The organism is Pseudomonas sp. BF-RE-22, from assembly GCF_019956155.1.
Lineage (GTDB): Bacteria > Pseudomonadota > Gammaproteobacteria > Pseudomonadales > Pseudomonadaceae > Aquipseudomonas > Aquipseudomonas migulae.
This window is the reverse complement of the sequence record NZ_JAHBDD010000006.1, coordinates 106,355-128,875: the sequence shown is the minus strand read 5'-3', so window position 1 is coordinate 128,875 and position 22,521 is coordinate 106,355. Positions and strand designations below refer to the sequence as shown.

The 22,521-nt window shown below is 60.6% G+C and carries 21 protein-coding genes; 10 read left to right on the top strand and 11 right to left on the bottom strand.

The genetic code is table 11. The features are described from left to right. The first annotated feature begins 263 nt into the window (after positions 1 to 263). Positions 264 to 626: a hypothetical protein gene (locus KGA82_RS04590; protein ID WP_008040440.1), complete on the top strand. Its 363-nt coding sequence runs from the start codon at positions 264 to 266 to the stop codon at positions 624 to 626. Between the two features lie 152 nt (positions 627 to 778). Next, positions 779 to 1,345 carry a chorismate mutase gene (locus KGA82_RS04585; RefSeq protein WP_223449722.1) on the top strand — a complete coding sequence of 189 codons (567 nt, stop codon included), beginning with the start codon at positions 779 to 781 and terminating at the stop codon, positions 1,343 to 1,345. A gap of 24 nt (positions 1,346 to 1,369) precedes the next feature. Here KGA82_RS04585 and KGA82_RS04580 read toward each other — a convergent pair whose 3' ends face one another. Next, a complete protein-coding gene (locus KGA82_RS04580; protein ID WP_008033329.1) occupies positions 1,370 to 2,275 on the bottom strand; it encodes a glycine betaine ABC transporter substrate-binding protein in 906 nt (301 codons plus the stop codon). A gap of 315 nt (positions 2,276 to 2,590) precedes the next feature. Between KGA82_RS04580 and KGA82_RS04575 the strand changes: the two genes are divergently transcribed. After that, the gene (locus KGA82_RS04575; RefSeq protein ID WP_223449730.1) at positions 2,591 to 4,627 is read left to right on the top strand and encodes an NADH:flavin oxidoreductase; all 2,037 of its coding nucleotides are present in this window, start codon (positions 2,591 to 2,593) and stop codon (positions 4,625 to 4,627) included. Positions 4,628 to 4,674: 47 nt separating this feature from the next. Here KGA82_RS04575 and KGA82_RS04570 read toward each other — a convergent pair whose 3' ends face one another. The 3 genes from KGA82_RS04570 to KGA82_RS04560 form a co-directional block, all read right to left on the bottom strand. Further along, a complete protein-coding gene (locus KGA82_RS04570; protein WP_223449721.1) occupies positions 4,675 to 5,451 on the bottom strand; it encodes a pyrroline-5-carboxylate reductase family protein in 777 nt (258 codons plus the stop codon). Then, positions 5,441 to 6,148 carry a TetR/AcrR family transcriptional regulator gene (locus KGA82_RS04565; protein WP_008033332.1) on the bottom strand — a complete coding sequence of 236 codons (708 nt, stop codon included), beginning with the start codon at positions 6,146 to 6,148 and terminating at the stop codon, positions 5,441 to 5,443. Before KGA82_RS04565 ends, KGA82_RS04570 begins: the two co-directional genes overlap by 11 nt. A 103-nt stretch (positions 6,149 to 6,251) precedes the next feature. Further along, on the bottom strand, positions 6,252 to 6,641 hold the full coding sequence (locus tag KGA82_RS04560; RefSeq protein WP_223449720.1) for a c-type cytochrome: 390 nt from the start codon (positions 6,639 to 6,641) through the stop codon (positions 6,252 to 6,254). 185 nt (positions 6,642 to 6,826) lie between these two features. Between KGA82_RS04560 and KGA82_RS04555 the strand changes: the two genes are divergently transcribed. From KGA82_RS04555 to KGA82_RS04530, 6 genes are all read left to right on the top strand, one after another. Continuing rightward, a complete protein-coding gene (locus tag KGA82_RS04555) occupies positions 6,827 to 7,312 on the top strand; it encodes an adenosine-specific kinase (protein WP_008040446.1) in 486 nt (161 codons plus the stop codon). A gap of 159 nt (positions 7,313 to 7,471) precedes the next feature. Beyond that, complete coding sequence (locus tag KGA82_RS04550; RefSeq protein WP_008040447.1) at positions 7,472 to 8,845, top strand: glutamine synthetase family protein; 1,374 nt, start codon at positions 7,472 to 7,474, stop codon at positions 8,843 to 8,845. Positions 8,846 to 8,852: 7 nt separating this feature from the next. Further along, positions 8,853 to 10,244, top strand: coding sequence for an aldehyde dehydrogenase family protein (locus KGA82_RS04545; RefSeq protein WP_223449719.1), 1,392 nt, complete (start codon positions 8,853 to 8,855; stop codon positions 10,242 to 10,244). Between the two features lie 3 nt (positions 10,245 to 10,247). After that, positions 10,248 to 11,408, top strand: a complete 1,161-nt coding sequence (locus KGA82_RS04540) for an iron-containing alcohol dehydrogenase (RefSeq protein ID WP_223449718.1) — start codon at positions 10,248 to 10,250, stop codon at positions 11,406 to 11,408. Positions 11,409 to 11,516: 108 nt separating this feature from the next. Further along, positions 11,517 to 13,073, top strand: a complete 1,557-nt coding sequence (locus KGA82_RS04535; protein ID WP_207286138.1) for an amino acid permease — start codon at positions 11,517 to 11,519, stop codon at positions 13,071 to 13,073. Positions 13,074 to 13,292: 219 nt separating this feature from the next. Continuing rightward, positions 13,293 to 13,712 carry an organic hydroperoxide resistance protein gene (locus KGA82_RS04530; protein WP_223449717.1) on the top strand — a complete coding sequence of 140 codons (420 nt, stop codon included), beginning with the start codon at positions 13,293 to 13,295 and terminating at the stop codon, positions 13,710 to 13,712. Between the two features lie 51 nt (positions 13,713 to 13,763). Here KGA82_RS04530 and KGA82_RS04525 read toward each other — a convergent pair whose 3' ends face one another. Beyond that, positions 13,764 to 14,099: a hypothetical protein gene (locus KGA82_RS04525; protein WP_008033343.1), complete on the bottom strand. Its 336-nt coding sequence runs from the start codon at positions 14,097 to 14,099 to the stop codon at positions 13,764 to 13,766. A 472-nt stretch (positions 14,100 to 14,571) separates the two neighbouring features. Continuing rightward, positions 14,572 to 15,732, bottom strand: coding sequence for an N-methyl-L-tryptophan oxidase (solA, locus tag KGA82_RS04520; RefSeq protein WP_223449716.1), 1,161 nt, complete (start codon positions 15,730 to 15,732; stop codon positions 14,572 to 14,574). Positions 15,733 to 15,979: 247 nt separating this feature from the next. Here solA and KGA82_RS04515 point away from each other — a divergent pair, with 247 nt between their 5' ends. Further along, a complete protein-coding gene (locus KGA82_RS04515) occupies positions 15,980 to 16,252 on the top strand; it encodes a DUF2790 domain-containing protein (protein ID WP_223449715.1) in 273 nt (90 codons plus the stop codon). A 48-nt stretch (positions 16,253 to 16,300) separates the two neighbouring features. Here the strand turns inward: KGA82_RS04515 and KGA82_RS04510 are convergent, their stop codons facing one another. From KGA82_RS04510 to KGA82_RS04490, 5 genes are all read right to left on the bottom strand, one after another. Continuing rightward, a complete protein-coding gene (locus KGA82_RS04510; protein ID WP_223449714.1) occupies positions 16,301 to 17,239 on the bottom strand; it encodes a LysR family transcriptional regulator in 939 nt (312 codons plus the stop codon). Positions 17,240 to 17,305: 66 nt separating this feature from the next. After that, positions 17,306 to 18,256, bottom strand: coding sequence for an aldo/keto reductase (locus tag KGA82_RS04505; RefSeq protein ID WP_223449713.1), 951 nt, complete (start codon positions 18,254 to 18,256; stop codon positions 17,306 to 17,308). Between the two features lie 31 nt (positions 18,257 to 18,287). Beyond that, on the bottom strand, positions 18,288 to 19,766 hold the full coding sequence (locus tag KGA82_RS04500) for an efflux transporter outer membrane subunit (RefSeq protein WP_008044987.1): 1,479 nt from the start codon (positions 19,764 to 19,766) through the stop codon (positions 18,288 to 18,290). A 19-nt stretch (positions 19,767 to 19,785) separates the two neighbouring features. Beyond that, positions 19,786 to 21,279, bottom strand: coding sequence for a DHA2 family efflux MFS transporter permease subunit (locus tag KGA82_RS04495; protein WP_223449712.1), 1,494 nt, complete (start codon positions 21,277 to 21,279; stop codon positions 19,786 to 19,788). After that, positions 21,279 to 22,415, bottom strand: coding sequence for an HlyD family secretion protein (locus KGA82_RS04490; protein ID WP_223449711.1), 1,137 nt, complete (start codon positions 22,413 to 22,415; stop codon positions 21,279 to 21,281). The genes KGA82_RS04495 and KGA82_RS04490 overlap by 1 nt, the downstream gene beginning before the upstream one ends. Between the last annotated feature and the right edge of the window lie 106 nt (positions 22,416 to 22,521).

Genomic DNA, 22,521 nt, shown 5'->3' with positions numbered 1-22,521 from the left:
TTCCGACGATGGTGTGTCAGCTAAAGAATTGTCGACTGACACACCATCGTCGGAACGCCGCCCGCAGCAAGCCGGCTCCTACAGTTGGGTGTGGTGTCTGGCCGGTCTGCCCTTGAGCAGGCATGCGCCCAGACGCCCTTTCGCATCATTGGCAAACCATTGCCGGCGTCGATAGTCACCATCAACTCAATGAAGTTCTCTTAAAAATTGTGCGGCGTAACATCAGCTCCATACCAAACAACTACACCCCGGAGCACACCACCATGAAACGCCAACTCTTCCTCAGCATCGCTTTCTCGGTTTTTGCAGTTAACGCTTTCGCCGCTTCGTCCGCTCACCCGGTTGTCGCTGAAGGCGGCTCGGATCGTCTGATTGAAAGTCGTGTGGCTGAGGGTGGTTCGGATCGTTTGATCGAGAATCGTGTTGCCGAAGGTGGTTCCGACCGTCTGATCGAAAACCGCGTTGCCGAAGGTGGTTCCGACCGTCTGATCGAAAACCGCGTTGCCGAAGGTGGTTCCGACCGTCTGATCGAAAACCGCGTTGCCGAAGGTGGTTCCGACCGCCTGATCGAAAACCGCGTTGCCGAAGGTGGTTCCGACCGTCTGATCGAAAGCCGCGCCGTATGAATGAATAACCCTACCGCGGTACTCAAAAAAAAGCCCGGCCTGACCCGCCGGGCTTTTTCGTGCACAAATAAAATCAGCTCCCCCTTAATGCCACTGGCACACCTGTGATACATAGCTCCTGATTGCGAGTCCCGTATCCAATGAGGTTGCCCATGTTTTGCTCCCCACGCCTGCTGCTGACCTGCGCCCTGTCCGGTTTACTCGCTTGCGGCGCACAAGCCGGCACGCCCTCCCCGGCGCCCGCCAGTTTGCAACCGCTGCTGGTGACGATAAACGAACGCCTGAACATTGCTGATCTGGTGGCGCTGACCAAATGGGACAGCCACAAACCGATCCAGGACAGCGCCCGGGAAGCACAAGTCATCGCCAATGCCAGGAATCAAGCGGTTACCCGCAAACTCGACCCGGACGAAATCGCCGAGCTGATCGCCGCACAGATCGAAGCCAACAAACTGGTGCAATACGGACTGCTCGCGCAATGGCAAGCGGCAGGCAACGCGCCCGATGTGCCGCGACCGGACCTTGCCAATCAAATCCGGCCACAGCTGGATGAGCTGCAAAACCGCCTGTTGCAGCACTACGCCGATTTCGCGCCTTATCGCAAAGACCCGAACTGCGCCCAGTGGCTGGCCAAAGAGCGGTCGGCGCTGATCAAGGATGGCCTGCATGGCCAGGCATTGATCCGCGCCACCGGGGATTTGTGCATCATCGGTCGATGAGTCACCTGCCGTCTGCCAGTGCACTCAAGGCTGGCGACTGCTGACACTCTGCGCGCCCTTCTCGAACATCGCTTCGAAACGGGGCTTGTTGGCGGCGTAATAAGCGGCGACGGCCTGGTCGGAAGAGCTTTGGCGCGCCTGCATCATCAACGCTTCGAGATCAGCCTGAGGGATCGAATAGTGGGCGAAGAAGTACGCCACTTCCGGATACTCCTGGCTGAAGCCCTTGCGCGCCATGGCGTGAATCTGCTCGGCGCCGCCAAAGATCTTCTTGGGATCATCCAGATAGCGCAGCGGATATTTGGAGAACATCCAGTGCGGACTCCAGGCATTCACCAACGACCATTTGCCGCGTTTGAGGTTACGGTCCAACTCGTTGAGCATGCCGGATTCCGATGAGGCCACCAGCTTGTAACCGTCGAGCTTGTACTCCTCGATGGCCTTGACCGTGAGCTTGTACTGGCCGTTGCCGACCTCGGACGTGAGGATCTTGCCGTCGAGCTTTTCCCTGACCTGCGGTTTGTTCAGGTCCTCTACGCTCGCCACTTCGCTGATCGGCACCGAGGTCGGCACCGTCATGCCGATACGTCCTTCATAGAGCACGCCGAGGTCTTCGAGCCGGTCCTTGTATTTGTCGTAGAACGCCTTGTGGGTACTCGGCAGCCAGACCATCGGGATGAGGTCGATATTGCCGTTGGCCAGGGCCTGGAACTGAATGCCGATGTCGGCCATCACCAGTTTCACCGGTTGTTTTAAATGTTCCTGCAACGCGGTGGTGGCGAGCTTGACGGTGATTTCGGTGTCGGACCAGTTGACCCAGCCAATGCGCACAGGTTGCTGTTCCGCCGCCTGAGTCAGCGCCGCGTGGGTTCCAAGCGCCAGTCCGAACAGGCAGGCACAGGCTGTTTTTCGATACGAATGAGCGTTCATCAGGCGTCTTCCTATTTTACGGTGATAGGCAGGTTGTCTTCGTTTGAACGGCCTTACGGTCGTGAACAGTGCAGTCTTCGCTGCTTCGAATTCGGGCAGCACAGCCCTTCTCCACCGAATCCCTCGCAATCCCTTTTCACATCGTGCCGGGCACGACTGTCGCTCCTCTGCACCCTTTCGAGCCTGATCTTATCGGTGACTTTTGTGTTGCGCAAGAAAAATGTACACGTGTGTCATGAGTAATTGACACCTATGTACATTTATCCTAATTTCAAGTCGCCGAGCCTGATGAAGCCCACTTTGGAGCGCACCACGATGTCCAGCGATCCCTTGCTGCAACCCTACAAGATCAAGCACCTGACCCTCAGAAACCGGATCATGACCACGGCGCACGAGCCGGCCTACCCTATCGACGGCATGCCCCAGGCGCTCTATCGCGCCTACCACGTCGAGCGCGCCAAGGCCGGGGTTGCCCTGACCATGACGGCAGGCTCGGCGGCGGTCTCCCGGGACAGCCCGCCGGTGTTCAACAACGTGCTGGCCTACAAGGACGAAGTGGTCGGATGGCTCAAGGACCTGACCGATGAATGCCACGAACATGGCGCGGCGGTGATGATCCAGTTGACCCACCTGGGCCGCCGCACTCGCTGGGACAAGGCCGACTGGTTGCCCGTGGTCTCGCCTTCGCACCGTCGCGAGGCGTCGCACCGCTCGTTCCCCAAGAAGATGGAAGACTGGGACATCGAGCGGATCATCAAGGACTACGTGGACGCGGCCGAACGCATGCAGGCCGCCGGCATGGACGGCCTCGAATTGCAGGCCTACGGGCATTTGATGGATCAGTTCTGGTCGCCGCTGACCAACGATCTCGACGGCCCTTATGGCGGCTCGCTGGAAAACCGCATGCGCTTTACCTTCGACATCCTGCGCGGGATTCGCCAGCGTGTCGGCGAAAACTTCCTGCTGGGTGTGCGCTACACCGGCGACGAAACGCTGCCGGGCGGCTTCAACGCCAGTGAAGGGATGCAGGTGTCGCACATGCTCAAGGACAGCGGGCTGATCGATTTCCTCAACGTGGTGCGCGGCCATATCGACACCGACGCGGGCCTGACCGATGTCATCCCGATCCAGGGCATGCGCAACTCACCGCACCTTGATTTCGCCGGTGAGATCCGCGCCTCGACGGGTTTCCCGACCTTCCACGCAGCGAAGATTCCCGACGTCGCCACGGCGCGCTACGCGATTGCCTCGGGCAAGGTCGACATGGTGGGCATGACCCGCGCGCACATGACCGATCCGCATATCGTGCGCAAGATCATCGAGAAGCGCGAGGAAGACATCCGCCCTTGCGTGGGCGCGAACTATTGCCTGGACCGGATCTATCAGGGCGGCGCCGCCTACTGCATTCACAACGCGGCGACCGGTCGCGAAACCACCATGCCCCACGAGATTCCCAAGGCGGCGCACCAACGCAAAGTGCTGATCATCGGCACCGGCCCTGCCGGGCTGGAAGCAGCGCGTGTCGCGGGCGAACGCGGCCACGACGTCACCGTGCTGGAAGCGGCGGACCGGCCCGGCGGGCAGATCCGGCTGACGTCCCTGAACGAGCGCCGCCGCGAAATGATCGGCATCATCGACTGGCGAATGGTGCAGTGCGAGCGCCTTGGCGTGAAATTTCACTTCAACACCTGGGCGGAAGCCGACACCGTGCTGGCCCACGAGCCGGACGTGGTCATCGTCGCGACCGGAGGCCTGCCCGACACCGAGGTGCTTGCCCGAGGCAACGAACTGGTGGTGTCGACCTGGGACATTATTTCCGGCGACATCAAGCCTGGCCGCAACGTGCTGATTTTCGATGATGCCGGCGACCATGCCGCCTTGCAGGCTGCCGAAGTCATCGCACAAAGCGGCGCGACCGTGGAGATCGTCACGCCCGACCGTGCGTTTGCGCCGGAAGTGATGGCGATGAACCTGGTGCCCTACATGCGCAGCCTGCAAGACCTCGACGTCACTTTTACCGTCACGTACCGCGTCGAGTCGGTGGAAAAGCGCGATGGCAAGCTGGTCGCGACCTTCGGCAGCGACTACGGCAAGGTCAACAAACAGCGTGTCGTCGATCAGGTCGTGGTCAACCACGGCACGCTGCCGCTGGACGACCTGTATTTCGATCTTCGCCCTCACTCAAGCAATGGCGGCGCGGTGGAACAGCACGACCTGATTGCCGGTCACGCGCAGCACATCGTCACCAACCCTCAAGGGCGTTTCCAGCTGTTCAGGATCGGTGACGCCGTGGCGGCCCGCAACACGCATGCGGCGATCTACGATGCCTTGCGATTGGTGAAGGAAATCTGAACCTCGCCAAGCATCAATCGAGGGAGCTTTTGCTCCCTCTTTTTTTTTTACATCCCGCGTCGGGCGACAGCCGCACCGGCCTGCACAGCCTGGCCCACGATGGCGTCGAGATGTTGATCAGCCATCGACTGCAACGCCGCTGCCGTCACACCGCGATAAGCCATGAGGGCGTCGATCATTTGCAGGGGATCGCGGCTGGCCAGTAGCTGACCGCCACCCACCACCACGCCGTGCGCGGCACGTTGTGCGATCGCCTCGGGAATCCCCGCGACCACCGCCGATTCAACCAGCGCCCTGTAAAGCATGGCCGGGAAAGCAGGCCCGGTGCCGGACAGTGCACTGAGGTAATCGATGCAATCCTCATTGGGCACTTCGTCCGCCGAACCGACGCATTCAAAAAGTCGTTGCACCCACTCGCGGTCCTGTTCGCTCAACTCACCGGCGTTGTACCAAGGCGTGTACGACTGGCGGATTTCCACGGCTGCATTCGGCATCGCCCGCACCAAGACTTGCGCACCAGTGGCGGCGCTGATGGTCGACGCAGGAACACCGGCCATCAGTGAAATCACCCGTTTGCCCCGGGCGTCGATCTGCAGTTCACGAAATTGCTCCGGGCGGATCGACAGCACCACGACGTCGCTAAGTTCAACCAGCGCCTGGTTATCCGCCAGCACCCGCACGTCTGGCCCGAACGTGCTGCTGCCGGAACGGTTCGAAATCAGCAGGCAATCGGCAGCGATGAAGCCGCTTTCCAGCACCGCGTCAGCGATTGAACGGCCCAACCAGCCGGTGCCGCCGATGATGCCCAGGGTTCTATTCGGCATCGGGCGTCGCCTCCTCGAAGGTGTCGACCAGCGACACGAAAACACCCGGCTCTTTTTCCGCGTAGCCGAACTTGCCAAAAAAACGGTCGAGCTCGCGACGCTTCGGTGCCTTGCCGGTAAACACCGTGACGTACTGCGGAATGCGCCGGAAACGCACGACGATGTCCTCAGTGGTTTTCATCGAGATGTAGCCGATCTGCGTCAGGTAGATCGTCCTGGCCCGTGCATCGGCGGCGTCGGTCTCGTAGCCGAACCGGCGAAACATGCCGGCCAGGGCATTGATCCGCGCCTCGTCAGCCGCGGCGATTTCGTCGGCCACCTCGGCGGACTGCAACGCCCAACTGCGCACGGCAAACTCGAACTGCGAGTCGAACAGCTCAGGGTTCACCCAGCATTCGAAAACGTTGAGGATGGCTTCGGAAATGCTTTCGGCGTAACTCTCGCACTGGCTGATCAGCCCGCCGGTGTTCTTGTCGCGCCAGCGGGTCAGGAGCGCCGCCAGCAGTTGCTCGCGATCCTCATAGAACCAATAGAAACTGGTGCGCGACAGGTTCAGCCGCTTGGCCAGCGGCATCACGCGCACCGCGTCCACACCGGATTCCTTGAGGGCATCGTAGGCGGCGTCCAGCCAGCCATTGACCGAGCCGCGCCAGCCGGCGTCCTGTGCCTTGGTCCGTGTCTTTCCTGTCTGCGACATCCTCGGGTTCCACCGTGTTCTGAAAATGTCGCTCCACTCTACGCTGCACGCCCTCGTGCGTACACAAAATGTACATCGACGTACATTTCAACGACGCATTCGATTACTGCGGCTGAAACGTCTGCAAGTACGCCAGCACATCCTCGATTTTCTCCGGATCGCTGAGCCCCCAGAAAATCATCCGGGTGCCGGGCACTACTTTCTTCGGCGCTTCGAGGTACGCCGTCAGTGTCTCGCGCGTCCAGACAATGCCGGCGGATTTCATCGCGTCGGAGTACTGGTAGTCCGCCACGCTTCCCGAGGGACGGCCGAAAATGCCGTTGAGTTGCGGGCCGAAGCCGCCCCGCGCCGACTCGCCCACTTGATGGCAGCCGCCGCAGATCCGCGTGAACAGTTTCGCCCCGGCTTCAGCATCCCCCGCCGCTGCCGCCGGCGTGCAAAATGCCCCTGCGGTCAGTGAAAGGACGAAGGTGAGGGTTACAGCTTTCATCATGTTCGGTTCCAGTGAAGTCAATCGGCGCACCCGGTGCATTTTCGCGCCTACCTTACCCGATTACCGCCGCCCGACGTGCGTCGGTCGCTCAAGCGTCGGCCTGGGCGCGAATCTCCTAAAATGAATCGTGAGACTTGAACGGTTGCCAGCCCCTGGCAACACCGTCGTGAAAGGAGGTGTTCGAGATGCAACTCATCACGCAGAAAATCGATAAGCCGCAAGACACGAATTTCATTCTGGGCCAGACCCACTTCATCAAATCCGTCGAGGACATTCACGAAGCGTTGATCAACGCAGTGCCGGGCATCCGCTTCGGCGTGGCTTTTTGCGAAGCCTCGGGCAAATGCATGGTGCGCTGGTCCGGCACCGATCCCGCCATGATCAAACTGGCCCAGAGCAATGCCCAAGCCATCGGCGCCGGGCACAGCTTCATCATCTTCCTGGGTGACGGCTTCTACCCGCTGAACATATTGAACACGGTCAAGACGGTTCCAGAGGTGTGCCGGATCTTTTGCGCAACCGCCAACCCCACTGAAGTGGTGCTCGCCGAGACAGCACAGGGACGCGCGATTCTGGGTGTGGTGGATGGCTTCTGCGCCAAGGAAATTGAAGGCGACGAAGACATTCTGTGGCGCAAAAACCTGTTGCGGCAGATTGGCTACAAGCTGTGAATTTAGCGGCTCATAAGGACTTGCAGTTTTCAACAGTAGGCTAAGCTTGGATCAGCTTATTGCTCACGATGCTCGATTCTGCAGGGTTTTGGTTGTTCTGGAGAGCGTCTGCAACAGCTATCTCAGACAGGCCCAACCCTTTCACGCAGGATTGACGTGATGACCGAGCCCCTTCTCAGCTTTGATGCACTCAAGCGCGCGGCTGCCGCTGGCGAAATCGATACCGTATTGGTCTGCATGGTCGACATGCAGGGACGCCTGGTCGGCAAGCGCTTCCAGGTCGAGTTTTTTATCGACAGCGGCCACGAAGAAACCCACTGCTGCAATTACCTGCTGGCCGACGACATCGACATGGAACCGGTGCCGGGTTACGCCGCAGCCAGTTGGAGCAAAGGCTATGGCGACTTCGTCCTCAAACCGGACATGTCCACGCTGCGGCGCGTGCCCTGGCTGGAATGCACGGCGCTGGTGCTCTGCGATGTGCTCGATCATCACCATCGCAAGGACTTGCCCCACAGCCCGCGGGCAATTCTGAAAAAACAGGTCGAGCGCCTGCGTGAACGGGGCTACACCGGCATGTTCGCTTCGGAGCTTGAGTTCTACCTGTTCGATGAGAGCTACGAGGCGATCCACCAGCGCAACTATCACCAACCGAAAACCGCCGGGCATTACATCGAGGATTACAACATCCTCCAGACCACCCGCGAGGAACCGGTGCTGCGGGCGATTCGCAAGCATCTGCAAGCGTCCGGCATTCCCGTGGAAAACTCCAAGGGCGAATGGGGCCCCGGCCAGGAAGAAATCAACATTCGTTACGCCGATGCCATGACCATGGCCGACCACCACGTCATCATCAAGCATGCCTGCAAAGAGATCGCGCAGCTGCAAGGCAAGGCGATTACGTTCATGGCCAAGTGGCGCTATGACGCCGCCGGGTCCAGCAGCCATATCCATAATTCGCTGTGGGACAAGAACGCCAAGAAGCCATTGTTCTTCGACGCCAAAGCCGAGTTCGGCATGTCGAAACTGATGCGCGCCTGGGTCGCCGGGCAGCTCAAGTACGCCAACGACATCACCTGTTTTCTGGCGCCCTACATCAATTCGTACAAGCGTTTCCAGGCCGGCACCTTCGCGCCGACGCGGGCGGTATGGAGCCGCGACAATCGCACCGCCGGCTTTCGTTTGTGTGCCGAAGGCAGCAAATCCATCCGCATCGAATGCCGCATCGGCGGCGCCGACCTCAACCCTTATCTGGCCTTCGCCGCGCTGATCGCGGCGGGCCTGGCCGGGATCGACGAGAAGCTCGAACTCGCCGCGCCGTTCGAGGGCGATGCCTACCTCGATGAGCATTTGCCGGAAGTCTCGAAAACCCTGCGCGATGCCTGCTCCGCCCTCAAGGGGTCGAGCATGTTGCGCGAGGCGTTCGGCGATGAAGTGGTCGATCACTACGTGCACACCGCCGAGTGGGAGCAGAAAGAGTACGACCGGCGGATCACCGACTGGGAACTGCAGCGCGGCTTCGAGCGCTATTGAGCACACCATGACTGCGAAGATTCAGCTTATTTCTCCGGTCGATGGCCGGGTGTACGTCGAGCGCCAACAAATAGATACCGCCCGGCTCCTTCAGGCGCTTGAGGCGGCTGCAACGGCCCAGGCGCAATGGAAGCGCCGACCACTGAGCGAGCGTGCAGCTTTTTGCAGTGCCGCTGTGGACGCGATGCTCGCCATGAAAGATGAAATCGTGCCGGAGTTGGCCTGGCAAATGGGTCGACCGGTGCGTTATGGCGCTGGCGAGCTGCGCGGTTTCGAAGAGCGAGCCCGGCACATGATCGCTATTGCGCCCGAAGCGCTTGCAGCCGTTGAGCCCGCACCGGTCGCGGGTTTTCGGCGTTACATCAAGCGCGAGCCGCTAGGTACGGTGCTCGTGATCGCCCCGTGGAACTACCCCTACCTGACCGCCGTCAACACGATTATTCCGGCGTTGATGGCGGGCAACAGCGTCATCCTCAAACATGCATCGCAAACCCTGCTGGTCGGCGAGCGTTTCGCTGAAGCTTTTCGCCGGGCCAATCTGCCTGAAGGGTTGTTCCAGAACCTGCTGCTCAGTCATGCCAGTACTGCAGTAGCCATCGTCACTGGCGACGTACAACAGGTGAACTTCACGGGTTCGGTGGACGCTGGCCTGCAAGTCCAACAAGCAGCCATCACGGATTTCATCGGCATGGGCCTGGAGCTCGGCGGCAAAGACCCGGCCTACGTTCGCGCCGACGCCAATCTCGATCACGCCGTGGAAAACCTTGTGGACGGCAGCTTCTTCAACTCCGGGCAAAGCTGCTGTGCGGTCGAGCGCATCTATGTGGACGAGAAAATCTATCCCGCCTTCGTCGAGCGCTTCGCCGATCTGACTCGCCAGTACGTGTTGGGCAACCCGCTGGACGAAGCCACCACGCTGGGTCCGATGGTCTCGCCGGCCGCCGCAGATTTTGTTCGCGGACAGATTGCCGACGCGCTGGCCGAGGGCGCCAAAGCGCTGATCGATCCGAAGGCGTTTCCCGCCGACGCACCGGGCAGCGCTTACCTGGCTCCGCAGGTACTGGTGGACGTCACTCATGAAATGTCGGTGATGCGCGACGAAAGCTTCGGCCCTGTGGTCGGCATCATGCCGGTGACTGGCGACGAAGAAGCCATCGCCTTGATGAACGACAGTGAGTTCGGACTCAGTGCGTCGATCTGGACCGAGGACCTCGCCGCCGCCGAACGCCTCGGCAACGAGATCGCCACCGGCACCGTATTCATGAACCGCTGCGATTACCTCGACCCGGCGCTGGCCTGGACCGGGGTCAAGAACAGCGGACGCGGCGTCACCCTGTCGCGCCTGGGCTACGAACACCTGACCCGCGCCAAATCCTTTCATCTGCGCCACGAGGTGTAGGCCATGAACCTGACTGGAAACTGGAACTACCCCACCAGCATTCGCTTCGGTGTCGGGCGCATCGCCGAGCTGGCCGAGATCTGCCGCAGCCAGGGTATCCAACGCCCGTTGCTGGTCACCGACAGCGGCCTGGGGCGCGCGGCGATCACCACGGCGGCGGTGGATGCGTTGCGCGCCGCCGGCCTTGGCGTCGCGCTGTTTTGTGACCTCAAGCCCAATCCGGTCGAGGCCAACCTGGCCGGTGGGCTCGAAGCCTGGCGCACCGGCCAGCACGATGGCGTGGTTGCCTTCGGCGGTGGCAGCGGCCTGGACATGGGCAAGCTCATCGCGTTCATGAGCGGTCAGACCCGACCGGTGTGGGATTTCGAAGACATCGGCGACTACTGGACCCGAGCCGAGGACAGCCACATCGCCCCGGTGATTGCCGTGCCGACCACAGCGGGAACCGGTTCCGAAGTCGGCCGTGCGGCGGTGATCATCGACGAGCGCACGCACACCAAACGCATCATCTTCCACCCGAAAATGATGCCGCGCGTGGTCATCAGCGATCCGGCACTTACCGTGGGCATGCCGGCAAAAGTCACCGCCGGCACCGGCATGGATGCGTTCGCCCATTGCCTGGAGGCGTATTGCGCTCCCGGTTTTCACCCGCTGGCCGACGGCATTGCAGTGGAAGGCATGCGCCTGGTGGCCAACGCTCTGGTGCGCGCCGTCCATACACCTTCGGACCTCGAAGCGCGCGCACACATGCTCGCCGCCGCCGCGATGGGCGCCACCGCGTTCCAGAAAGGCCTCGGTGGAATGCACGCGCTCTCGCATCCGGTGGGCGCGCTGTACGACACCCATCACGGCATGACCAATGCCACGTTCATGCCGTATGTGTTGCAGTTCAATCGCCCGGCCATCGAGGAACGCATCATCCGCCTCGCGGCTTATCTGCGCCTGCCCTCCCCCGGCTTCGACAGTTTTCTGGCCTTCGTGCTCAAGCTGCGCAAAGACATCGGTGTGCCGCACACGCTGGTTGAGTTGGGCGTGGATGACCGGCAGGCCGATCTGATCGCGGACATGGCGATTGTCGATCCCTCGGCCAGCGGCAATCCCCTGCCATTGACCAAGCTCGGTGTGGCCAGCATTTTCGACGCGGCTTATCACGGTCGCGTTTAGATCCAGAGCAGTATCGGTTGGAAAAAGGAGCAGTACGACAAGGTGTTGAAGGCCAGCCCATTGCGCACACGCCAATGGATTGAATCAAAACCTGATGGGGTACACAGCATGAACCCAGCAAGCCAGCCCGGCACCGACGCGCACGACGAGGACGTCAAGGTGCTGCACAGCATGGGCTACGCCCAGCAACTCTCGCGACGAATGGGTGTTTTCTCCAACTTCGCGATTTCCTTTTCGATCATCTGCATCCTTTCAGGCGGCATCAACTCACTGGCCCAGGGCACCTCGGGCGCAGGGGGTGCGGCGATTGGCATCGGCTGGCCCATCGGTTGCCTGATCTCCGGGGTGTTTGCGCTGGCCATGGCGCAGATTTCTTCGGCCTACCCCACCGCTGGCGGTCTCTATCACTGGGGTTCGATTCTCGGAAACCGCTTCACCGGCTGGCTGACGGCCTGGTTCAATCTGCTGGGACTGGTCACGGTGCTCGGCGCGATCAACGTCGGCACCTATTACTTCTTTTTCGGGGCCTTCGGACCGGCGCTGGGAATGGAAGACACCACCACGGTGAGGGTGATTTTCCTGGCGATCCTGACCGGCATCCAGGCCTTGTGTAACCATCTGGGCATCGGCTTGACCGCGAAACTCACCGACTTCTCGGGCTACCTGATTTTCGCCACGGCGCTCGCGCTGACCATCGTCTGCCTGATTTCCGCACCCAGCTATGAGTTCGCCCGGTTGTGGACTTTCGGCAACTATTCCGGTGAAGCCGGCGGCAGTGTCTGGCCACAGGTGTCGAACAGCTGGGTGTTCATGCTCGGCCTGCTGTTGCCGATCTACACCATCACCGGTTATGACGCGTCGGCGCATACCTCAGAAGAAACCCGTAATGCCGCGATGTCGGTGCCGCGCGGCATGGTCATGTCGGTGGTCTGGTCGTTGCTGTTCGGTTGGGTGATGCTTTGTTCGTTCGTGCTGATGCTGCCGAACATGGACGAAGCGGCGAAACAGGGCTGGAACGTGTTCTTCTGGGGCATGAACGCCCAGGTGAGCCCTAACGTGAAATTCGCGCTGTACGTGGCGATTTTCATCTCGCAGTTTCTCTGCGGGCTGGCGACCGTGACCTCGGTGTCACGCATGATCTTCGCGTTCTCCCGCGACGGTGGCCTGCCCTGCTCGAAAGCACTGGCCTCGGTCTCGCCGAAATATCGCAGCCCGGTGGCAGCCATCTGGACCGGCGCGACCCTGGCGGTCTTGTTCGACTGGGGCTCGTCGGTGATCTCGATCGGGGCAACGCCGGTCTACACCATCGTGGTCTCCTGCACGGTGATCTTCCTGTTTTTCTCTTTCATCATTCCCATCGTGCTGGGCCTGTTCGCCTACGGAACCTCGAAGTGGCCAACCATGGGGCCGTGGAACATGGGGCACGCTTTTTACTCCTTGTTCGCCGTGCTCTCGGTGCTCTCGATGGTGGTGATCTTCGTCATCGGCATCCAGCCACCGAACGATTGGGCGCTGTACATCACCATCGGCTTCCTGGTGCTGACGGCCATCGTCTGGTTCGGTTTTGAAGCGCGGCGCTTTCAGGGGCCGCCGATGGGTGACCTGATCATCAAGCGCCAGGCGGAAATCGCGGCGGCGGAGGCGGCGCTGAACAAGCAGGCGTGAAGGCTTTACCCGTAGGAGCGAGCAAGCTCGCTCCTACGGTCACTGTCGATTTGTATCAGTGTGTATTTTTGCGGGGTGATCTTACACGGCGATACACAAGCGCCGGTTCAGGACACATCCGCATTACATGGAAGTGGAAAAGTGGGCCACATCGGAAATTCAGATGTTTTCCGATGAACAGCGATTTAGAAGCGCCCACCAACCTCAGCAGGAACCGCCATGATCAATCAAATCGACACCGTGCTTTACACCGGCAAGACCCACACAACCGGAGGCCGCAATGGCGAATCGCGAAGCGACGATGGCCGTCTGGACGTCAAGCTTAGCGCCCCTGGTTCTTCCGGCAGCGGCACCAACCCTGAACAACTGCTGGGCGCTGGTTGGTCGGCCTGCTTCATCGGCGCCATGGGCAAGGCAGCCATCGCGTTGAAAGTGACCTTGCCGACTGACGTGTCTGTCGATACCGAAATAGACCTGGGCAAGACCGAAAACGCGTTTTTCCTGCAGGCGCGCCTCAACGTCAGCCTTCCCGGCCTGGCCCCTGCCGTCGCACGGTCGGTGGTGGATGCCGCGCACCAGACCTGCCCGTATTCGAAGGCGACCCGTGGCAACATCGATGTCGTGATCAACCTGATCTGACCGGGACGACAAGCGCGGCCTGCCATTGCGGCAGGCTGCGCTGGCGATCGCTTACTGAACGTTTTTCAGCTTGATCACATCACCGGAAACCTTGGTGGTGTAACCGCTCAGGACCCAGGCCCAGAACCAGTTTTCCTGCACTTGGGTGTTGATCAGTGCATCGCCGCCCTTGGCCTTGATCGCCGCGTCTTGCGCGCGAACAAAACGGCTGTTCTGGCGAATCGGGATGACGCCGAACAGCATCAGGCCCGTGGCGCTCGCTTCACTGTGGCCAACCACCGTGTATTGGCTTGCATCGTATTGCTGAGTCTTCATCGGGGCGCCGGTGCAACCCGCCAGAACCAGGCCGAACAGGGTAACGGCAACAACTTTGCTGAGGTGATTCACTGAATGACTCCTTGGGTAAACGCCCGGGATCCGTCTCTCGGGCGGCGCATACTCTACCGGAAATGATGGCCAATTAGTATCACCTCGCCCACCTCGCCCACCTCGGCAAGCCTGGCTCCTACGATCGCGGGGATGTCCGGGATGATGGAATCACCCTAAACCCGTAGGAGCCAGGCTTGCCGGCGATGGCGATTTCACGGACGCCATCGCCGGCAAGCCTGGCTCCTACGGATCGCGGGGTGGCCGGGATTTTGGGTTCACGCCAAACCTGTAGGAGCCCGGCTTGCTGGCGATGGCGATTTTACGGACGCCTTCGCCGGCAAGCCTGGCTCCTACGGATCGCAGGGATGTCCGGGATTGGGGATTCACACCAAACCTGTAGGAGCCCGGCTTGCTGGCGATGGCGATTTCACGGACGCCTTCGCCGGCAAGCCTGGCTCCTATGGCTCGCGGGGTGGCCGGGATCGGCAAGTCAGGCAAACCGCTTCAACGAAAACGCCGACAGGTCCAGGTCACTGCTGCCACGCACGCACCACTGCGCAACCGCCTCGCCCAACGCTGCGGAATGCTTGAAACCATGTCCCGAACAGGCCGACACCACCAGGGTGTTTTTCAGTGTCGGATGCTCGTCGATGATGAAGTGCGAATCCGGCGTGACGGTGTACGCGCACACTGCCGACTTGACCACACGCGATGTCACGCCTGCGATCCGGCCGCGCACCTGACGTTCGAACATGTCGCTTTCTTCAACGGCGCTGACGGTGCGGTCCAGCGTGTCTGGCGAGGATTCTTCAATGTATTGCTCCGTCGCGACTTTCACGCTGCCCTCGCCCGGTAACGGCGGGAAGCCGTAAAAGGACTGCGCCGGACCGTGGCTGAAGATGAACGTCGGTGACACCTCGGCAAACCGGGCATGCTCTTCCTGCTCAAACCAGAACAGCTTCTGCCGACACACCCGCAACAAGCGGTCAAACGGCTGTCCCAACAAATCCCGGGACCACATGCCGGCACTGACCACGACTTTGTCGGCGCGGATCGTGCGCTGATCAGTGGTGAGGGTGACGCCCTGCTCGTCCGAGCGGATGTGCGTGACGGTTTCGCCTTTGAACAACGTGGCGCCTTGTTCCTCGGCGAGCTGCAATTGCACCGCGATGCAGCGTTCCGGCCGGACGTAACCGCCACTCGGTTCGAAGTAGCCGACGGCAGTGTCCAGCACCTGGGAAAACTGCGGGAATCGCTGGCGAATCTGTTCGGCGGACAACACGTCATGCTCGATGCCGTAAGTGTTCGCCAGTTGAAGGGTGCGGTTCGTGAAGTCGTTGGCATCGTCGGCGTCATAGCCGGGGCTGGAAGACAACACCAGCACGCCGCACTGCTCGAACAGCGACTCGCCGGACAGCGCTTCGAGCTCTCGCCAGATCCGATGCGAGTTGCGGACAATGGGCACGTACGCCGCACCTTCGCCGACCGAAAGCCGAGTGATGCGCGTGTCCCCATGGCTGGAACCCTGCGTGTGGGGAGGATGGTGGCGGTCGACGCCGATGACCCTGACCCCGGATTTCGCCAGTTGATACACCGTCGCGGCGCCCATCGCGCCGAGTCCGAGCACTGCTACTTCACACCGATGTTCCATATCGTCACCGTCCCGAAAAGAACCATTTGAGTCTGAAAGCCGCTGAAAACTCAAGAACGAAAACAGGCGGCCTGAGCCTGTCGATTCAGGATTCATGTGAAATCCGACAACAGTGTTTGTCCGGTCGACCAATATATGGCCAAGCCATAAACACCTAGCATCGACTCTACCTAGCGAGCCATTGAAGTTATCTGCAACTTGCTCGCGAGGTAACAACCCCGGAAAAGTCGATACGAAGGTGAATACCATGAACGCTTTAAAAGCTGCGCTGTTCCTTGCTCTTGGAAGTTTAACCGCACAGGCCTTTGCAGACGAAAGCCATGCCAATGCAGAAGCCGGCCAGCTACCCGTTGAAAGTTACACCTACGGAATGAAGCTCGATATTCAAAAGATCATTACGGTGTCAGACATCGCGAACGAATGCGCGCCGGTGCCGGCACAAATGACTTATGAGGACTCTCACGGTCAACGGCATATCCTGCAATATCAAGTCATGGGCACAGGCTGCTCGAACGGTTGAGTACCGTGCGGACGATGGAGGGTCGACACTCCATGCCTGCCGCGCCTGTCAGGGTTTTGCTGGCGAACCGACAATGTCCTCATCGGAGGCCAACAGACCCGGAATGTAGTCTTTCAGAAACTCCACCCATGTCTTGATCTTCGCATCCACGAACTTTCGTGACGGGTAGATGGCAAACAAGTTGAATTCCTCAAAATGATAATCCGGCAACACGCGTACTAACGTGCCCGCTCTCAGTCCGTCCACGGCAGACGCAATGGGTTGAATACCGATCCCCATTCCATTCTTGATCGCGACCGTCATCGCATCGGCGGTGTTGACGTGAAAGGGAGAGATCGGAACGTTCACCGTCTCCACGCCGTCCGGCCCCTCGAATGCCCAGTTTTCAACCGGCATGACCGTATTCACAATCCGCAGACAATCATGTGCGCCAAGCGACCCTGGAGAATCAGGATGTCCGCGTTTCTTCAAGTACGCCGGCGAAGCGCAGAGGATGCTGTAAGTGATGCCCAGCCTTTGAGCGACAAACCCGGAATCGGGCAGGTCCCGCGCTAACACGATCGACATGTCATACCCCTCCTCCAGCAAATCGGGCAGCCGATTGGTCAGGGTCAGATCAAACATCACCGAGGGGTGAGTCTCTCGGTACTTGGCAATCGCATCGATCACGTAATGGTTGCCGATGGCGGACATCGCGTGAATCTTCAGCCGGCCCACCGGCGTGATGTGAGCGGTTCCTGCCTCCTCATCGGCTTCACGCACCTCTTCAAGAATTTTCTCGCAGCGCTGCAAGTAGCGCACACCGGCTTCGGTCAATGCCAGGCGTCGAGTGGTCCGGTTGATCAGGCGTGTTTGAAGCCGGGCTTCCAGACTGGTCACCGCTTTGGAAACGTTGGTCGTGGTGGTGTCCAGCATCTGCGCCGCCGCCGTAAAGCTGCCGGTTTGGGCGACAGCCACGAAAAAACGCATGGTCTGGAAAATGTCCATCGCAAGGCCTCAAGGGTCTGGATAAAAAAGGGCGGCCTTACAGAAAGCCGCCCCTCTCGAATCGGATTACTTCTTGCGCGCAATAAACCCGGGAACACCGGTTTCCACCACCGAGTTGAACCGTACCCGAGTGGTGATCTCTTCCTTGATTTCAAGCATCGCCCGGTGTGGCAGCGTGGACAGATCGAAGTTTTCCCGGATGTGGCTCGGTGTCGCCGACGTGGTCAGAAACGCCACGCCCCGCTGCACCGACCAGGCCAGCGCCACTTGCGCCGGGGTCTTCTGCACGCGCCGGGCGATCCCGGTAATCACCGAATCTTCCAGCACATTGGGCTCCATGCCATGGCCGAGTGGTGCAAACGCCAGGACGATAATTCCATGTTGCTGACAAAACTCAAGCAGTTCCCATTCAGGCAAATATGGATGGGACTCGACCTGCACGACGGCGGGTTTGATCCGCGCCTCGGCGACAATCGCCTGCAACGCCGGCAACGTGATGTCCGACAAGCCGATGGACTTGCACCGACCTTCATCCACCAGACGCTCAAGTGCCCTCCATGTCTCGATCAACGTGACCCCTGAATCGTAGATGACGTTGCCTTGCTCGTCCCTCGGGTCCTGGTTTTCACCGGGTTGAAAGGCAAACGGCGTATGGATCAGGTAGCAGTCGATATAGTCCACTTGCAACCGTCGGCAACTGGCCTCGAACGCCGGTTGAACCCGCTCGGGGCGATGGTTGGTGTTCCACAGCTTGGTGGTGATGAACAGCTCTTCGCGGCGGATTGTTCCGCTCGCCAACACCTCTTGCAGGGCAATGCCGACCTGTTCTTCATTTCGATAACGTTCTGCACAATCGAAATGACGAAAGCCCGCGTGCAGGGCCTCCTTGACCGCTTGCGTGGTGACCGCAAGATCTCGAAACAGCGTGCCGAACCCAACCGCCGGCATTTCAGCCGCGCCATGGTTGAGCGCAAAACGGTGATCGCGAAGTGCATCGTGAAAGGCTTCGTAAGGCATCTCTTTACTCCAATTGTCGGGGCCGCAGCCGCTATTGATACGCAGGGTTCTGTGCTTCGCGTGTGGCCACCCGTTGCTCGAATGCGCCAACGGAATTACCGCCGAGCGCGACGTACAGGCGCACCGTGTCGAGGTATTGCGCCGTCCTGATCCGGATTCGGCCCAGCAACGCCTGCTGATAAGCGCGCTCCGCTTCCAGCACCTGGAGAATGCTGTTTTCGCCTTGCGCATAGGCTTGCTGGTTCAAGCGCAAACTGGTTTCGGCCGCGCGCAATGCGTCTTCCTGGGCGAGGTTTTCCTCGGCGTCATGGTTGATGGCTTGCAACGTGTCGGCGACCTGGCCGAACGAACTGATCACGGTTTGCTGGTAACCGGCGAGTGTCGCGTTGTAGCCGTCGATGGCAGCCTGACGTTCAGCCTTGAGCGTTCCGCCATCAAAGATCGGCCCCGCCAGCCCTGCCGCGAAGCCCCAAAGTGCGGCGCCGCCATTGCCCGAAGCGGCCTGTGCCAGCGACGCGGACAACGTGACGTGGGGATAGAGGTTCGCGGTCGCGACGCCGACGGCAGCGCTGGCCATGTGCAGTTCTGCTTCTGCCTGGCGCACATCCGGCCGGTCGTGGGCCATTTCAGAAGGCAAACTGACAGGCACGTTGGCCGGCAATACAAACTCGGCCAGGTCGAAGTCCGGCGCGATCCAGTCGCCCGGGCCTTTGCCCGTCAGAATCGAGAGTGCGTGGCGAGCCGAGTCGCGCTGCTGAGCCAGAGGCGGCAACAACGTGCGGTCTTGAGCGAGCCTGGTTTCGGCCAGCGAAACATCGATCTGCGTGGTGCTGCCATTGGCGTGGGCCATACGCACGAGGTCGAGGTTTTTTGCGTCGTTGGCCAGCAGTTTTTCGACGGCTTGCATCTGCGCATTCGCAGACGCCACCAGCAACGCCTGACTGGCGACGTTACCGGTCAGGGTCAGGTACGCCGCTTCGTAGCGATGTTTTTGCAGATCGGCAAACGCTTCCTGTTGCTCCACCAAGCGCTTGTTGCCGCCGAACGCGTCCAGGTCAAAACCAACCCGTGGCCCGATCGCATAGAAGTTGGAGACGGCTGGCTCTTTGGCGTTATGAACCCGTTGACGGCCCGCCTGGGCGCCAAAATCGACTTGCGGGTACAACGCACCTTCCGCCGCCGTCACCGAGGACGCCGCCTGGCGGATGGTTGCATCCGCCGCCACCAGTTCAAGATTGCCCGCAATGGCCCGACGCACCACCGTGTCGAGCTTCTGCGAACGGAACGCCGTCCACCAGTCACCGCGGACCTTCTGGCCCAGATCAATCTGCTTGTTGCCACGCTGACCAAGACGCTGTTCGGCCTGTTGATCGTAGTGCTGCGACTGGCTCGGCGCAGGCATCTGGTAGTCGGGGCCGACGGTACAGGCGGTCAGGAACACCAGCACTGCCGCCGCGCCGAACGTGGTTTTGAATGTCTGTCTGTTGATTGCGAGCGCATGAGATTTCATTTGGCACACTCCACGAAAACTAGTTGGCCGCAGCCGGCTTGCGAAGGAAGACCACCAGTGGACTCACCACCAGCATCACCACCAGCAAAATCTTGAATTGACCGATCAGCGCGATAAAAGCCGCCTGGCCCGTGATCATTTCGTTGAGCCCTTCCAAGGCTTGCAGGGACGTCGGCACGGAAAGCGCAGCGGCGCGATAAGGCGTCAGATTGCTGACCAGCGCCGAGTGCATCGCTTGCGTGTTGTTGAAGAAAAACAACTGCACAATCGCAACGCCCAGCGTGCTGCCGTACACCCGTGACAGGTTGAACAAACCGGTGCCTTCCGGACGCAACGCGGGGTCGAGCGTGCTGAACGCAACCTTGGTCAGCGACGGCATCAACACGCCGATGCCAATGCCCTGAACCGCACCGGCCACCGCCACCGGCCACTCGTCCATCAACGGCGAATAACCGAGCATCAGCCAGTTGGCATAGACCACCAGGGCGACGCCTGTCGCCACGAACCCGCGGCGGTCGAAGCGCTCGGGAACACGCCCCATCAGCAGGAACGCGCCGACCAGCCCGACGCCACGCGGGATCGTCAGGAACCCCGTGGTGTCCGGCGGGTAGCCGAGAATTTCGTCGAGCATCGGCGAGGTCAGCGCCATGGTCGACAACAGCACGAAACCCACGGCGAAAAAGATGACTGTCGACAGCACAAAATTACGGTCGTCGAACAAACGCTTGTTGAGAAAATGCACCTTCGCCGTCAGCACATGGACCGCAAACAGATAGAACCCCAGTGCACTGCCCAGCGCTTCCAGACAGATCTCGGTCGAGACAAACCAGTCCAGGCGTTCACCACGGTCGAGCAGCATTTGCAGGCTGATCAAACCCAGCGTGAAAGTGCCAAAGCCAAAGAAGTCGAATGACGGCCGCTGCTCGGCCTTCTTCTCCTTCAGCAAAAGCGCCATCACCAGGAAGATGTAGGCCGACAACGGCAGGCTGATGTAGAAGATCGGCCGCCAGTCGAAGTGTTCGCCGACCCAGCCACCGATGCTCGGCCCGCTGACGATGCCGAACAGCACGATGGCCGTCCACGTCGCGCCAAACTTCGCACGCTTCTCGAGGGCCAGGGTCTCCATTGAAATCGCCATCGACAACGGCGCAAGCACGCCACTCGCGAGCCCCTGGATGATCCGCGCGCCGACGAATTCCAGCGGCGTCGTGGCCAGCGTCGCAAGCAGCAAGCCAAGGGCAAAAAAGGCCAGTGCGGTCTGATAAACGAGCTTCAAGCCATAACGCCCGGCGAGCCATTGCGCGACCGGCAGGGTGATGGCGCTCGCCGCGAGGTACGAGGTGAAGATCCAGCCCGCCTGATCGTCGGTCATCGACAGGCTGCCCTGAATCAACCTGAGTACCGCGTTCGGAACAGGCAGGTTCGCCGACTGCATGTACGTCGCCAGCAGCGCCGCGAACCTCAGCGCATGCGCGCCCTCTCCCGCCGGGTGTCCACTCTGTTGGCTGTTCATCAGGCGCCACCCGCAGTCAACAATGCTTTGAGCGGATGCCACCACGGCGTGCGATAGCCGGTATCAACCTTGACCGTGGCGCTGGTGCCCGAGAACAGCGCCAGGGCAGGATCCGCCTCATCGAGTTCGAGGCGTACCGGAACGCGCTGCACCACCGTGACCCAGTTGCCGGTCGCGTTTTCTGGCGGCAGCAGGGCAAAGTCCGAGCCGGCCCCCGGGCTCATGCTGGTGACGTGGGCCTTGAATACGTGATCGGGATAGGTATCGATGCTGATGGTCGCGGCCTGCCCGGGGCGCATATGAGTGACCTGCGTCTCGCGGAAGTTGGCCTCGATCCAGATCTCACGATCGGACAGCAGCGCAAAGGCCGGCGCGCCGTTGCTGACGAAGTTGCCCACCTGCAAGTCGTCAACCTTGGCGACAATGCCATCGTCCGGCGCGTACACCGTCGCATACCCGAGGTAGAGCTGCGCCTCGTCCAGTTGAGCCCTGGCCTCGCGCACCGTCGGGTGACTGTCCGCGTCGATGTTCGGGTTGCCGCTGAGCGCGACGACGGTGCTGGCGATCTGTTGTTCGATCGACGCAATGCGCTGTCGTGCCACTTTCAGGTCGGTGTCCGCGCGCTCGTAAACGGCCCGCGAGACAAACTCGGAGGCGACCAGCGCTTTCTTGCGGGCGAACTCTTTCTGGTCGAAATCTGCCGACTCTCTGGCGGACTGCAACTCGGCCTGCTGCTGCCGGTAACTGGCCTTGAGCCCATCGATGCGCAACCGCGCGACGCTCAACTGTGCTTCTGCACGGTTGACCGCGATCTGAAACGGCTCCGGGTTAATACGGAACAGCACCTGGCCTTTGCGCACAGGCTGATTGTCCTGAACCGCAATCTCGACGACCTGTCCGGAAACACGTGCATTGATCGAGGCCTTGGCCACCCGGGCGTAGGCGTTGTCGGTCGAAACAAAGGGCTCGCCCGCCTGATAGCGTGCGTAGCCAAACGCAGCGAAAAGCAGCGGCACACCGACCATCAGCAGGGGCCGCATTTTCGCTTTGAGCGGTTTCTTCACGGGCGCGTCAGCCGGGTTCGGACCGGGATGCCCGAGGGTCTGTGTCGCTGAGAGATCGAACTGTTTAGTCATGATCGAATACACCTTTAACCGGGAAATCGGGCTAACACCCACTGGAACAGCGCCTTACCGTGTGCGGTCGGGAGGATCGCTCCGCCGCACCTGTTTCGTAGCCGCA